A 13,191-nucleotide genomic window follows, 5' to 3' on the forward strand; every position below is an offset into this window, starting at 1 on the left:
ACTTCACACTCAAAACTGCCCAAGTATTGAATGCATGGGTATCAACTGTGCTGCGCATTGGGACAATAAGCCAAAGGTCTTTTCACCCCTCCCCTGCAGTGGGAGGAGAGGCCAGATCGGGCTCAAATGGGGCAGGCTGGTGAAGGTTCAATGCGTCTCCCAGGTTTTTATGGCAGAAATTTACGTCTCAACCGATATCGAAGCAGATGGTCCGATTCCTGGACCACACTCGATGCTCAGCTTCGCCAGCGCCGCTTACCAGGCGGACAAGACCCTCGTCGATACCTTCAGCGCCAATCTCGAACTGCTCGAAGGAGCAAGCGGCCATCCCAAGACGATGGCCTGGTGGCAGACCCAACCGGTAGCCTGGGAAGCCTGCCGCAGCGATCTCCAGCCCCCCGAGCAGGCGATGCGCGCCTACAGCGATTGGCTGAAGGCACTGCCGGGCAAACCCGTCTTCGTCGCCTATCCGGCAGGTTTCGACTTTACGTTTATCTCCTGGTACCTGTACCGCTTTACGGGCGACAATCCCTTCTCCTTTGCGGCGCTCGACATCAAGAGCTTCGCGATGGCGATGCTCAAGACCGATTTTCGCTCAACGGTCAAAAACAAGATGCCGGGCCGTTGGTTCGATCCGCTGCCTCACACCCACATTGCCCTTGAGGACGCGATCGAGCAGGGAGCCCTCTTCTGCAACATGCTGAGCGAAAATCGCGCTGCCGCTGGCTACCCGCCGGTGGGCTGAGCCCGGTCGGTCACAATTCGCACCAGCCCCGCCTGCCCACTGCCGTCGTCCAGGATAAGAAGTGCCACCTGCCTGTCGTATCCGCCGTCCACCCGCTCGGCCAGGAACACGCGATTAGCCAGCTGAGCGTTCAGCGAAGCGCTCACCCGGTACAAACTCGCTGGCTGTTCAGAAAATGTCGTTACCGGGCTTTTGTCCAGCCATTCAAAAATGGGCGGATTGTGGCAGCCTCCCAGGTGCTCGTGACACTCGATCAGCGTTTGCACCCACCAGTAAAGTTCGAGATCGCCCGCGCATCTGCGCGCTAATCGCCGTCGGCGCTGTTCAGCAGGCCATTTGCGAGCGATCTCAAATAACTCCCCGATCTGTCGCAAGCGCTCAGGAGTCATCCTGTGAGCCTCCTCGCCCCAGTACCCATAGTTGGCACAGGCTGAACATATGCAGAGGCTGGATAGGCTCCGTCTTAAAAGCGAGGAGCCAGGAGGTAGCGGTAAATATCTAAAAAGCGGGTAGCGGGAATCGAACCCGCAACTAAAGCTTGGGAAGCTTTCGTTTTGCCACTAAACTATACCCGCCTGTGGGTAGACAACATCATAGCCCGACCGGCCATCGCCGCCAAGGGTGCCCTGTCGGACAGGTGCAACTGCTTCTGGAGGATTGTCCCACTTGGGCTTTCTGGTATGATCCGTTTTGGACAAAATCGCAGTGCGAAACACCGGTTTTTGAGAGCCGATGGTTCGTGTTGCAGTTGTATAGTTTAGAGGTGTTGAGTCCGATGAGACAGTTTGCGATTGTTCTGGCGCTGGCGGGATTGCTGATTGGCTGCTCCAGTCCAACTACCGAATCCAGTTCCTCTTCTTCGACAACAACGACGACGACCACCGAGTCGGCACCGGCTGCCAGCACGTCCACAACCACGACTACGACTACCACGGAGAGCACACCTAAATGAAAAAATACCTGATCGTCCTCGCCCTGGGAGCTTTGCTGGCCGCCTGCTCCAGCCCCTCCAGCACGACGAGCGAATCGACCACTACCAGCACCACAAGTACTCCCACCAGCTCCACGTCAACTACCACCACCACCACCAGCACCCCGAAGTAATTCTCTTGCGGATGCTGTTGCGATCAGGCAGTTGCGCCCACAGAGCAGCGCAACTGCTGCTATATCTGTCTGCTTCTAGCGAAGTTTTATACAAAAGTTGTGGTTACGGCGGGTAAGCCCGAAAACGGCAGACCCGCTGAAAGGTGCAATGTGGGCACTGCGGACCAGGGTTGGGCACGAAGGCGTCCTCGAGGGCAATGTTGTTTTCGACGGCCCGGCGAGCGTGAGCGATGTTGCCCGCGATCCCCTGGAGGATGTCCCACCACTGCTCGACTTCCGCCGCTTCGTAGGTGAGGGGGATGACGGTACCGGTGGCAAGGTAGCTGAAGCTGATCCGGTAAGCCGGGTAGGTGGGCCAGCGCTCCTGGGCGAGCAGTCGATAGACGCCCGCCTGAAAATCCCACTTCAAGGCTTCGGCATCGGGGATGTGGCTGCCGGATTTGTGATCGATCACTTCGAGGGCACCGTCCGGATGGACGCGCACGAGGTCGGGTTTGCCCATCAACACCCAGCCGGGAGCGGACGGCTCGCCGGTCAGGGCGTGCGTCTTCGTGCGCAGCATCTTTTCGATCGCCAGCTGTTCGCCTTCTCCCCAGCCGTAGGGCTTGCCCAGCCAGTCTGAGAGGCGCTCGCGGGCGGTGAGGTAAGCGTCCTCGGCAACCTCGCGGTCCTCGTAGGCATTCCAGCTGAAGGTGCGCTCAAGCGCCTGGGCTGCCGCCTCGGGCTGCAGCTGCTCCTGTTGCAGCAGTTGTTCGAGCACCGTATGCACGGCCCGGCCCGTGTGCAGTTGGGCGGCGATCACCCGCCGGGAACGGGGCACCTTTACAATCTTGTCGAGGGCGTAGGCGTAACGGCAGCGGGCGTAGGTCTTGAGCGTCGAGGGACTCAAGGTGAGCGCCCGGTTGGCGCTCATGGCTGGGCAGCCTTGGCCCAGGCGACCGGCAGCAATAAAAACTTTTCTGCCCGTGGCACGTAGGCGCGCTGCAAGAAGTTCTGGTAACCGTTGGCGCGCAACTTGGCAAGGATGCGGCGGTAGAGAATGAGCGAGGCCCACACCGGCCAGCGCGCATCCGGGATCAAGTAGGCGATGCCCCGCTCGGCTTCGCGATAAAAAGATTCAGCGCGGGCGATCTGAAATTCCATCAAGTTTGCCCAGCGCTCATCGACGACGTAAGCGAATAGATCGCTCTCGTCGTAACCAAAGCGCCGCAGATCCTCAAGGGGCAGGTAGATGCGGCCCCGCCGGGCATCTTCGCCGACATCGCGCAGGATATTGGTGAGCTGCTTGGCCACCCCGAGGGCCACTGCCCGCCGGCGCGCCTCGGGACTGTCCTCGGCCAGGCCCATCACCGCACAGGACATCAGCCCCACCGTCCCTGCCACCCGGTAGCAATAGAGGTGCAGCTCCTCCCAGCTCTCGTAGCGGTCCTGGCGCACGTCCATGCGCATTCCCTCGACCATGTCGAGGAAGGGCTCGATCTCCAGCGGAAAGTTGCGCACCGTGTCCACGAGCGCCTGATCGTAGGCGTCCTCGGCTCGACCGGCAAAAATCTTGCTCACCCGCTCCTGCCAGCGATCGAGCACGCTCAGATCGGCTGTCGAACTGAGATCGTCCACCAGTTCGTCGGTGCGGCGGCACCAGGCATAGATTGCCCAGATTGCCCGCCGTTTGGCCGGCGGAAACAGCAGTGAGGCAAAGTAAAACGTCTTGGAGTACTCTGCGGTCAGTTGACGGCAGACCTCGTAAGCGTCCGTGTACTTGTCGCTAGCAAGCATGTACGGCATCAAAGCGAATGGAGAGAAAATCGGCGGTCGTACCAGCCCATAGTTTAGCGGAGTGGATCGCCCTCTCCATACTGCTCGCAAAGAACCAGGCGATGAAATCGGCTGAGAGGCAGAGATCGTGGCTGGACTCCAGCCGTCTGTGCCGGACAGCCCTCCTTACATGCCAGCTGTGTCCGAGACCCAGCGGCTGTCCCCCTGCGCCCACAATTCCCATCAAACCCGGCTTTCCTTCGTGCCCCATCGATACAGATTGTAGCGAAAAGTTAAGCAGGCAGCGTCGTCTAATTTCAGTCCTACTAAATTCAGTGTAATTTTCCGCCAACAGCCCCCCTGGGTAAGTTAGTCTTTTAGGTAGACAGGATTCGGCTTGGGGGGAAGAAAGCAGGAGTTGCCGGGTCCTATTTCCTACTTACCTACGCTGTATCGGGTCGAATGGAAGCGCCCCAGTCCTGGTTTATCTACAAACTCCCGGATGGCAGTTGTGAGATCAGCCAGGCAGCAAAGCGCGAGACAGTCGAAAGAAGCTGGGGACCGTTCGCCGATCAGCAAACAGCAATTGCCCGCCGCGTTGGTTTGATCCGTAGTGGCCACTGCAAGCCACGCACCTGAGGGGCAACGAGGGTGTTTTCAGGCATTCTGGAAGAAGTGTTGCCTGGAATGTGACGATGAGTGCTGCCGCCCGTTCTGAAAAATCCGGTCTATTCAGTCTGCCCACGCTGCTCACCGGACTGGGGATCGCCCTGTTCGGTCTTTTTGTCGCGGGCTACATCCTGCAGACCCAGCCGGGGATGGCCGATCTGGGGGCAAATCTGAGCTTTGTGGGCTTAAACTACTTTTTGTTTCCGCTGATTGGCGGCATTACGCTGCGCTTTGCCCAGGTGCAACCCGCTCCCCAGCTTGCGGCACCCCCTGCCGCCATCGACGCGCTGCGCGCCGCCCAGGCGACGGAGATTCAAAAACAGGTGCTCACCGACATCACCGGACGCGCCTACTTTAAGTCAAAGCACATGGCCGACGCCCTCAAGCGCATCGGCCTCAGCCGCCGCGACGACGAGCTGCCGACGCTGGTGGGCTACCGCGAGGAAGCGGACGACGGCATCTACGCCCTGGTGCTGCGCTTTGAATCGCCCAGGGTGAGCCGCCAGCGCTGGGAAAGCTGTCTACCGAAGCTCAGGACCTTCTTTGGCAGGGGCGTGGCCGTCGGACTTGATTTTTTGCCGTTGCCCGCCGGGGCGGCGGAGTCGGAGCTGCTGGTGGAGCTGAGCTTAAAAAGCGCGGCTGAGCCCGCCTGATCTCAGCGGATCGGCACAAAACCTGCCTTCTCGACCAGTTGCTGCCCCTCGCCTGAAAGGAGCAAGTTGGCGTAGGCGGCCCCGGCCTGCTCGTCGAGCTTGCCGTCGCGGCGGATGACGACAAATAGCCGCCGGGTGACCGGGTAGCTGCTGTCGCGGAAGGCCGATTCGTTGACCTGGCCGTTGCTTAAAAACGGCGCTTCGTAGTCGCGGGAGCCGCCCCGCGCCAGGGACAATACCCGCACGGTCTTCTGGCCAATCACCTCAGCGGCGGTGGCAAAGCCGATGCCGCCGCCGGTGGCTGCGACCTTGCGCAGGGCCTCGGTGGTGTCGCGGACAGTGCGCACGTCCGGGCCCAACTCTGAGCCGCCCAGCACTTCTTCTTTGACAAAATCGACCGTCCCCCCGGCCCTGGCGTCGCGGCTAAAGGGAACGATAGGCAGATTCGGGCCGCCCACCTGTCTCCAGTTGGTGAGCTTGCCGGTGAAGATGCCGGAGACTTGGTCAGTAGAGAGGCCCGTTACCTTGATGGCCGGGTTGACAAAAAAGGCGATGCCGTCGATGGCGACCGGCACCTGCTCAAGGGCGATGCCCCGTCCCTTTGCCTGGCTGTATTCGGCATCTTTGAGCGGGCGGCTCGATTGGGCGATGCTCAACTCGCCGCTAATCAGCATGGCGATGCCGGAGCCGGAGCCGGGCTTGCCGTTGACGGGCTCGGTATAGCGCAACTTGAAGTCGGGGTGGGCCTGGGCGATAGCGTCTACCACCTGCGCCGAGCGCAGGGGAGCAAAGGTGGTCGAGCCGCCGTAGTTAAACAGACCAGCCGGTACCTGCTCGACCGCCGCCATCGTGTCGTAGAGCTTGACGTTGGGCGCTTTGACGAGATTGGAGCGCCTGGGGAGGGTATCTGTGCCGCTGCTGTCGGGCTGGGCGGTGAGCGTGTCGCGGCTAGAAGATTTTGCGGTGCTGTTTTTCCAGAACAAGAAGCCACCACCCCCTAAAAGCAGCAGGGCTGCCAGGGCGAGCCAGGCGATAGGCGGGATGCCACCGCCGCCTTTGAGGCGCTGGCCGCAGATCTCGCAGTTGGTGGCTGTGCTCGGGTTGCGATCGTGGCCACACTTGGGGCAGGTCACATAGGTAACGTCAGAAACCACGGCGGTATACTCCTAGCTCAGACCAAGCTCTTCTTTGACGTTCGCTTCGATAATCCGGATCTGCTCGTCGGACAGGTGCAATTCCTCCTGCAATTCGAGCAACTGCGCCTGCTCCTCCGGGTCGATCTGCCGGTCGTTTTCAAGAAACGCCCGGAACATCAGGCCGTACTCGAGCACGGCTTCTTTGTTTTGGGGTTTGGGCATCAGCTGCTCGATGAGCTGCTTAGATTGTTCTTCGGAGATGCCGTAGCGGGTGCGGAAGCGATCGAGCAATGCCTGCTCAGTCGGGGTGATTGCACCGTCTTTGACACAGCTTTCGACCAGCTTGCGGTAGCGATCGATGTTGCTGTCGAGGGCCGAATCGCTCTCCAGCAGCACCGTCGGATTGAGCCGCCAGTCGCCTGCCGGGGCTTTTGTCTCGCCACTGGCAGGCCGCGACGGCGGCACCCAGGCTGGTTTTTGAGAAACCGCTTCGCCTGCAGCAGCAGGCAGATAGAGGTTGTAGGTCTTGATAAAATCCTCGATCGCTTCTTGGGCCGTGCGGTAGGCGGGGTTGTCCTCGCCGCCCTCGACGGTGCTGCGGTAGTCGTTCAGCCACTGCATCAGGCGCTGATAAAATTCTTGCTTGGCCGCTCGGGTGGCCGGAGCGGTGCCCAGGCGGGCCAGTTCGTCCGCCAGGACATCTTTGAGGCGGCGGTTGGCGTCGTTGAGCAGATAATCGGTCGCCGTCCGCCAGTCGGTGCCCACCACCTCGGTCTTTTCGAGGCCCGACTGGCGGTCGCTGTAGCGCAGGCGAATCTCGTCGTAGCCGGTGAGCTTGTTCTCGATCGAAAACAACAGCCCGAGAGCCTGGCCGAGCAGCACGTTGCGGCGCACCTGGACCTCGTCTTCGGTGGCGGGCATGATGTCGCGGAAGCGGTTCTCGTCGCTCGCGGTATGGAGCGGGTTGCGATCGGCGTCTTTAACTGCCCGGTAGACGCTGCGCATCCGGGCCATCCCTTCGATGAGGCGCAGCGGAAAGGCTCCCACTTCCTGGACAAAGAAGATCCGCTGTGGTTCGCCCAGGGGCCGGATGTCCTTGTCGGTAATGGTGCTGGTCTTACGGATGTAGGGCAGCAAGGTCGCCACCGCCGGATCGTCGGGTTTGTTGCCTCCCTCGATGCCCACCAGCGTCTGGCGTTTTTCGGGCCGGTCGTCCCAGCCCAGGCGCGCTTGATCTTGAGAAAAGCGCAAAAACGGCTCCGATTTTTCAAAGGTCGTCTTGATCTGCGCTTCCTGCTGCTCGACCGTTGGATAGCGCTCCAGAAACTTGCGGGCGGCGGAGACGCGGGTCGAACCGGCCCGGCCCACGAATTCGTCGAGGCTCGCGTCGATGAGGCGCATAAATAGATCGCGGGCTCGAAACGTGTCGAAGCTGGCTAGATCGAAGAGCCGGGCGTTGCTGTTGGCGAGCACTTTTTCGGAGATCAAGGCTGAGAGCCCATCCTCGCGCTCGCCCACCGTGCTGCGGTAGATCGAATCGACGTCTTTTTCGTCGTAGAGCAGGATGCCGTTGACCGTGAGCGTGCGCGTCTCGCGCAGGTAGGTGTTTTCTTTGTCTTTGAGCTGGGCGACGAGGTTTTCGAGCAGGCGCTCGAAGCTCGTCAGCTCGGCGAGCAACCTGCCCACTTCCTCGCGCAGGGCATCGACCAGTTGCACGCCCAGGGTGCGGCTTTTGACTTCAACCTTCGAGACGTAGGTCGTCTCGAGGGCCTGCAGAATGCCGTTAAACGTCTCGTCGATCCGCCGCTTGCGATCGAGCAGCAAAAACTGGCGGGCCTGATCGTCGATTTGTTTGGTGAGTGTCTGCAGGGCGTTCGCCGCCGAGCGCTCGCGGGGAATCCAGTCTTTCTGACGGTCCTGGTCGAAGCGGCTCTTGTAGTCGTTGAAGACTTCCTGGAGCACCTCGAGAAACTGGCGGGCAAACTTTGGCCCCCGGAAGCGGTCCTCGATCATCTTTGCCACCGTCTCGCGCAGTTCGCTGCGCTTTTGGATATTGAGGCGGCTGAAGTTGTCCCACATCTTTTGAAAAAAATCGCTCCAGCGGCGCGGGTCGGTGTCGCCGTCGTTGAAGTGAACGGCGTATTTTTCTTGTTCGACCAGCACAAAGCGCTGCAGGTTCTCAAACGGGATCTGCAGGTCGTTGCGGCGCTTGCGCAGGCCGGCTATCCAGTCGGCGACTTCTTTGCTGTAGGGCTTGGAGTTGTCGCCCATCGCAAGCGAGTCGAGCAGCTGGTGCTGGTTGTCCGATTCGGCGAGCATCAACCCCGGCAGCACCTCGGTCTTAATGAGATCGCGCATCGCCGTGGGCGAAGGGGTCGGATTCTGCCACCAGCGCACCACCTGGCCTGCCAATCTGGAAGCGCAGGCGTTGATCACCCGCTCCACCGGAAACTGGATGCTCGACAGGCCAAAGGTGATGAAGCTCTGGGGATAGCCCAGCGGGTCCGGGCTCGACCAGTGCTTGCGGATGTTGTCGCGCACCAGCTTCTTGTACTGGCTGAAACCAGAAGAAAAATCAAGAAAGATATTTTGGGCCACCATCTCGAGCACCGCTTCGAGGGTGGCGAAGGTGACCTTGTTGTTGGAATTGCCGACCAGGTAGCAGAAGTTAAAAGGCACGTCGCGGCTCGCTTGATCGCCGATGCGGTCGGAGGGCGAGGTGCTGTACTGGGCCTCGAAGCGCGTGTCGTTTCGGCTGTAATAATCCAGTTCCATCAAAGCGGCGTAGGCGTTGGCCACTACCCGGTCCCCCAGCCCCGAGAACGCTCCCGGCAGCACCAGGTAGGCCGACGACTGCGGCAAGTCCGAAGGCGGCACCCAGTCGCGCAGGTTGTAGGCCAGGTCCAGCAGCATTCCTGAGCCCGTACCGCCGGAGAGCGAGCCGACCACAAAGATATTGATGCCCTGGTCGAGCTGCACCTTCCAGGTATCGAGCATGTACTTCTCGTAGCCCCGAATCCGGCTGCGCGCCGCCGCAAAAGCCCCCTTGATCTGCTGGTAGTTGACCGCAAACGCGAAGCGGCCCAGAGCCCGGATCTGACCGGCTCCCGCCAGGATCGAATCGGTGCCTTTAAGCTGGGTTGGAAACCACTCCGCCAGGTACGGATAGGAACCGATCCGGCTTAGGATCGACTTGGCGTCTTCGACTTTTGTCCAGACCTGCTCGACGGGTCTCAGCGAGATGTCCTGCTTGAGCACGGTCTGGGGCTCAGAAACTTTTGCGTTCTGCTCGGTGTCGAGGTGCAAAAACGAGACGATCGGCAGCGCGTCGAGCGTCCCGTAGGACTCGACGATCATCCGCCGGATTTTGATCATGATTTCTTTGCCAGTGCCGCCGATGCCAATGATCACCGTCGGGGTCATCCCGGTATATTCAGCCATCGCCGCTCCCGTCTATTCCCCTTAAAACTAGCTGATCCGGGCGAGCTTCCGTAATTGGAGAGAGGGCCGGGCACTCTTGCTCTGCTAGAATTAAGGCTTGTAAAGAATTGTGAGCTTTTGTGTAATGGACACGTCCCTGGAGACCGTGCGCGAACAGCTGGCCAGTACCGATCCCAGTCAGCGGATGCGGGCGCTGGTGGCTCTGCGCTTTTTTAGCGACGAGGAGGCGGTACCGCTGCTCTACCAGGCGATTCAGGATCCGATACCGCTGGTGCGCGTCTATGCGGCCATCGGCCTGGGCAAAAAGAAGGGCAAGGACAACTTCGATCTGCTCACCCAGCTATTGAACAACGACAGAGATCCCTCGGTGCGGGCAGAGGCGGCGGGTTCTCTAGGATCGCTGGGCGATCTGCGCGCCGTCGATTATCTGCTGCGGGCCTACTACGAGGACATCGACTGGATCGTGCGCTACAGCGCCGTCGTCTCCCTCGGTCAGCTGCGCGACGAGCGGGGTTATACGGTGCTGCGCGACGCCCTCACCAGCGCCACCGACATGATCCGCGACGCCGCGATCAGTGCCCTCGGTGAACTCAGCGACAGCCGTGCCCTCGACGTGCTCCTGCCCCTCGTCTCCAACAGCGATCCGGAGGTGCGCCGCCGGGTGGCCCAGGCGCTCGGCCTCATCGCCACCGAACAGTGCCGCGCTCCCCTGTCCTACCTCAGCCGCGATGACGACAAGAACGTCGCGGAATTTGCCCGCTACTATCTTGAAAACCTCGACGAAAAACCGAAAACCCAGTAAAAGCTTTTATGCCCCCCTGTTTGAGTGAAATATCGGGCGAGGGGGAGGGGTTTTTGCTAACCGGCTAAGTTCACAGCAAACAATTTTCTGGCTGAACGCTGCCTGCGCCAGCGTTGGGTAGAATCGGCAACAACGACCCGGAGTCTGGTAGAGGCAACTTCCAGACCAGATGGAGCGATTTGTGAAAATATTCTTGCAGCAACTGAGGTTGAGAAGCGCTTCTGGCTGTATCTCTCTTGAGATAGAGAGTCGCGTCTCAAGAGAATGGTACATTTCGTTTTAGAAAAGACCTGCAGAGGATTCTATAGATCTCTGGCTATTCAAAATCGTTCCACAATCCCTTTACTTGGGTGAATTTCTGGGCACATTAGTAACGCTTTACCTATTATTTTATTTGGCGCTGTGCATTTTTCAACCGAAGTTCTTGCCTGTAGGTGACAGGGGGTCAACCAACATGCCGGTCATTCTTGACGTGTTAACAGACAGCCTTCACTTTTTTTCCTTCGCCTTTCTGCTGGCCGTTCTTCTGACGATCTTTGACCGGACCGTCAAGCGCAAAGCGGCGCTCGGTGAATGGCCCGCCCTCCTCGCCGTCCACCTTCCGGCGGCGGCCCTCAGCCGCTTTTTTGCCACTCACGGCTGGGAGTTTCTGGTGCCCCTCGGCGTCAATGCCGTCGCCTATCTGCTGGTGCGGCCCCTGATGCGCCCCTTTCGACCCTCCGGGCGATTGTTGTTCCTCACCAACACTCTGTTCATCGTCAGTTCTCTCGCCTGGGGCATCGCCTTTGCCGCCGGGCTTGAAATCAGTCTGCCCACGAGACTCTTGCTGTTCGCCAGCTATCCGCTCTTGATCCTCAGTCTGCCCATCGGCGTCGTGGCGATGATCGAGCAGTGGGAAGTGCTGGCGCGGGAGCACTGGCTGCGTCCGCGCACGATTCGACCGCTAGGCCAGCGCGAGGAGTATCCGCGCGTCTGCCTGCAGGTGCCCTGCTACGCCGAGCCGCCGGAGGTCGTGATCCAGACGCTCGATCGGCTGGCGGCCCTCGATTATCCCAACTTCGAGGTCATGGTGATCGACAACAACACCAAAGATCCCGAGTTGTGGAAGCCTCTTGAGGCCCACTGTGAGCGGTTGGGCGAGCGCTTTCGCTTCTTCCACGTCGATCCGCTGGCTGGGGCAAAGGCAGGAGCGCTCAATTTTGCCCTGCGCCACACGCCGAGCGAGGTCGAGATTGTCGGTGTAATCGACGCGGACTATCATGCCGAGGCCGATTTTCTCAGCGCCCTTCTGGGGCACTTCGACGATCCGCGCATGGGCTTCGTCCAGACGCCCCACGACTACCGCGACTGGCAAAGAAGCCCCTACCAGCGCCTGTGCTACTGGGAGTACAAGACCTTTTTTGCGACGACGATGCCCAGCCTCAACGAAAAGGATGCCGGGCTCACCGTCGGCACGATGTGCCTGATTCGCCGCCGGGCGCTCGAAGAGGCAGGGGGCTGGTCGGAGTGGTGCCAGACCGAAGATTCGGAGCTGGCCATCCGCATCCACGCCGCCGGTTACACTTCGGTCTACGTGCCCCAGACCTTTGGCCGGGGGCTGATTCCTGAGACCTTCGCCGGTTACAAAAAGCAGCGCTTCCGCTGGACCTATGGCCCGGTGCAGGAGTTCAAGCACCACCTCAAGCTCTTTTTGCCGGGGCGCTGGGCAGAGCCTTCTGCCCTCCGGCCCCTCCAGAAGCTGCACCACATGAACCACGGCCTCGGCCCCTTCACCACCGGCCTCAACTTTTTGCTGTTGCCGGTGATGCTGGCGGTGGTGGCCTCGATGGTCATCCATCATGAAGTGATCGCCGCGCCGCCGACTCTGTGGCTCGCTTCGAGCACGTCCCTGGTGGGAAGCTGGCTTTTAAGCTGGCTCATCTACCGCAGCGAGATGGGATGTTCGCTGCGCGATGCGCTGGGGGCGATGCTTGCCAAGCAGGCCCTCAGCCACACGATGATCATGGCGAGCGTGCGGGGGCTTTTTACCGACCGCATTCCCTGGCGGCGGACCAACAAGTTCAAGTCGCTGCCCAGCGGCCTGCAGGCGCTCGCCTCCGTCAAAGCTGAGTTGCTGTTGGGTCTGGGCTGCCTCGGTCTGGGCTGTGTCCTCGCGCTCCACCAGCGTCCGGGCAGCCTGGCTCACATGCTCGGTCTGGGCTTTATCCTCCAGAGCTTTGCTTATCTACCGGCTCCGCTGCTTGCCCTTATCGCCGAGGGCGAGATCCAGAAGGCCCACAGGCCACTGGTTGTCCGGCGGCCCGCCTGGCAGCTGTCGGGCCGGGCTCTGGCAGGCTCTGCCCTGGGTGGGGTGGCAGCGGCGGCGCTGGTCGCCCTGGGCCTGCAGGCACCCGCTAACCAGCCTGCAAGAACCGCCCTACCGGTCCAAAAGGCGCGGCCTGCAACGACAGCACAAATTCAGCCGCGCATTGCCACGGCGGTTGCCGGCACACCGGAGCATCCGCCGCTGGCAGCCCACACCTTCCGCGAACCAGGACGGGATATAGTGGCGGCGCTTCCCCAAAGAAGTGCGCCGCCTGCACCAGCGGCGCAGCGGGCTGAGGCCAGACGCTCAGCACCCCTCGCCACCGGCCAAAACCCGCAAAAAGTTGCAGCACCCCCCGGCGGTGAACCGGAGCAGACCCAACCCGCCGACGCAGAGCTGGCACTGATTCCGGCGGAGGAGCCGACTACAGCCATTCAGCTACTGGCGGTCACCACCCCGGCGGTTCCCAACTGCTACGATCCCCAGCTCAAGGCGCGCGACTACCGCTGCTTCAACCGCAAAAATTAAAGTGCGCCTGGCACCGGACCGGGGCGGTAGAATCTTCTGCCGTCCTGGTTTGC

11 protein-coding genes and 1 tRNA gene are annotated in these 13,191 nt (G+C 60.8%); 6 read left to right on the top strand and 6 right to left on the bottom strand.

Going from position 1 to position 13,191, the window contains the following annotated elements:
- Positions 1–169: 169 nt before the first annotated feature.
- A complete protein-coding gene (locus GKIL_RS02715; protein WP_041243675.1) occupies positions 170–745 on the top strand; it encodes a 3'-5' exonuclease family protein in 576 nt (191 codons plus the stop codon).
- Here the strand turns inward: GKIL_RS02715 and GKIL_RS02720 are convergent.
- Together GKIL_RS02720 and GKIL_RS02725 are read right to left on the bottom strand one after the other, a co-directional pair.
- The gene (locus GKIL_RS02720; RefSeq protein WP_023171847.1) at positions 727–1,134 is read right to left on the bottom strand and encodes a hypothetical protein; all 408 of its coding nucleotides are present in this window, start codon (positions 1,132–1,134) and stop codon (positions 727–729) included. The two genes, GKIL_RS02715 and GKIL_RS02720, sit on opposite strands and share 19 nt — an antisense overlap.
- A gap of 115 nt (positions 1,135–1,249) precedes the next feature.
- A tRNA-Gly gene (locus GKIL_RS02725) sits at positions 1,250–1,320 on the bottom strand.
- 373 nt (positions 1,321–1,693) lie between these two features.
- Between GKIL_RS02725 and GKIL_RS25155 the strand changes: the two genes are divergently transcribed.
- Positions 1,694–1,849, top strand: a complete 156-nt coding sequence (locus GKIL_RS25155; protein ID WP_023171848.1) for a hypothetical protein — start codon at positions 1,694–1,696, stop codon at positions 1,847–1,849.
- 103 nt (positions 1,850–1,952) lie between these two features.
- Here GKIL_RS25155 and GKIL_RS02730 read toward each other — a convergent pair whose 3' ends face one another.
- Both GKIL_RS02730 and GKIL_RS02735 read right to left on the bottom strand, forming a co-directional pair.
- Positions 1,953–2,762 (bottom strand): RecB family exonuclease, encoded by an 810-nt coding sequence (locus GKIL_RS02730; protein ID WP_023171849.1) that lies wholly within the window; start codon positions 2,760–2,762, stop codon positions 1,953–1,955.
- Positions 2,759–3,634 carry a phytoene synthase gene (locus tag GKIL_RS02735; RefSeq protein ID WP_023171850.1) on the bottom strand — a complete coding sequence of 292 codons (876 nt, stop codon included), beginning with the start codon at positions 3,632–3,634 and terminating at the stop codon, positions 2,759–2,761. The genes GKIL_RS02730 and GKIL_RS02735 overlap by 4 nt, the downstream gene beginning before the upstream one ends.
- Positions 3,635–4,066: 432 nt before the next feature.
- On the opposite strand from GKIL_RS02735, the gene GKIL_RS25160 reads away from it, so the two are divergent.
- Both GKIL_RS25160 and GKIL_RS22190 read left to right on the top strand, forming a co-directional pair.
- Positions 4,067–4,243: a hypothetical protein gene (locus GKIL_RS25160; protein WP_023171851.1), complete on the top strand. Its 177-nt coding sequence runs from the start codon at positions 4,067–4,069 to the stop codon at positions 4,241–4,243.
- Between the two features lie 56 nt (positions 4,244–4,299).
- Positions 4,300–4,926 (top strand): DUF2854 domain-containing protein, encoded by a 627-nt coding sequence (locus GKIL_RS22190; protein WP_023171852.1) that lies wholly within the window; start codon positions 4,300–4,302, stop codon positions 4,924–4,926.
- A gap of 2 nt (positions 4,927–4,928) precedes the next feature.
- On the opposite strand, the gene GKIL_RS02745 is transcribed toward GKIL_RS22190, so the two are convergent.
- Positions 4,929–6,080 (bottom strand): substrate-binding domain-containing protein, encoded by a 1,152-nt coding sequence (locus GKIL_RS02745; RefSeq protein WP_023171853.1) that lies wholly within the window; start codon positions 6,078–6,080, stop codon positions 4,929–4,931.
- 12 nt (positions 6,081–6,092) lie between these two features.
- Positions 6,093–9,503, bottom strand: a complete 3,411-nt coding sequence (locus GKIL_RS02750; protein ID WP_023171854.1) for a tubulin-like doman-containing protein — start codon at positions 9,501–9,503, stop codon at positions 6,093–6,095.
- Positions 9,504–9,627: 124 nt separating this feature from the next.
- Here GKIL_RS02750 and GKIL_RS02755 point away from each other — a divergent pair, with 124 nt between their 5' ends.
- Both GKIL_RS02755 and GKIL_RS22195 read left to right on the top strand, forming a co-directional pair.
- Positions 9,628–10,305: a HEAT repeat domain-containing protein gene (locus tag GKIL_RS02755; RefSeq protein ID WP_023171855.1), complete on the top strand. Its 678-nt coding sequence runs from the start codon at positions 9,628–9,630 to the stop codon at positions 10,303–10,305.
- 454 nt (positions 10,306–10,759) lie between these two features.
- Complete coding sequence (locus tag GKIL_RS22195) at positions 10,760–13,138, top strand: glycosyltransferase (RefSeq protein ID WP_023171856.1); 2,379 nt, start codon at positions 10,760–10,762, stop codon at positions 13,136–13,138.
- Positions 13,139–13,191: the final 53 nt, after the last annotated feature.

This window comes from Gloeobacter kilaueensis JS1 (genome assembly GCF_000484535.1).
In the GTDB taxonomy this organism is placed as follows: Bacteria; Cyanobacteriota; Cyanobacteriia; order Gloeobacterales; family Gloeobacteraceae; genus Gloeobacter; species Gloeobacter kilaueensis.

Bases quoted from the DNA above. Each gene is read 5' to 3' on its own strand.
- GKIL_RS22195 (WP_023171856.1), top strand. From the start codon at position 10,760: ATGCCGGTCATTCTTGACGTGTTAACAGACAGCCTTCACTTTTTTTCC.
- GKIL_RS02750 (WP_023171854.1), bottom strand. From the start codon at position 9,503: ATGGCTGAATATACCGGGATGACCCCGACGGTGATCATTGGCATCGGC.
- GKIL_RS25155 (WP_023171848.1), top strand. From the start codon at position 1,694: ATGAAAAAATACCTGATCGTCCTCGCCCTGGGAGCTTTGCTGGCCGCC.
- GKIL_RS02755 (WP_023171855.1), top strand. From the start codon at position 9,628: ATGGACACGTCCCTGGAGACCGTGCGCGAACAGCTGGCCAGTACCGAT.
- GKIL_RS02720 (WP_023171847.1), bottom strand. From the start codon at position 1,134: ATGACTCCTGAGCGCTTGCGACAGATCGGGGAGTTATTTGAGATCGCT.
- GKIL_RS22190 (WP_023171852.1), top strand. From the start codon at position 4,300: ATGAGTGCTGCCGCCCGTTCTGAAAAATCCGGTCTATTCAGTCTGCCC.
- GKIL_RS25160 (WP_023171851.1), top strand. From the start codon at position 4,067: ATGGAAGCGCCCCAGTCCTGGTTTATCTACAAACTCCCGGATGGCAGT.
- GKIL_RS02735 (WP_023171850.1), bottom strand. From the start codon at position 3,634: ATGCCGTACATGCTTGCTAGCGACAAGTACACGGACGCTTACGAGGTC.
- GKIL_RS02715 (WP_041243675.1), top strand. From the start codon at position 170: ATGGCAGAAATTTACGTCTCAACCGATATCGAAGCAGATGGTCCGATT.
- GKIL_RS02730 (WP_023171849.1), bottom strand. From the start codon at position 2,762: ATGAGCGCCAACCGGGCGCTCACCTTGAGTCCCTCGACGCTCAAGACC.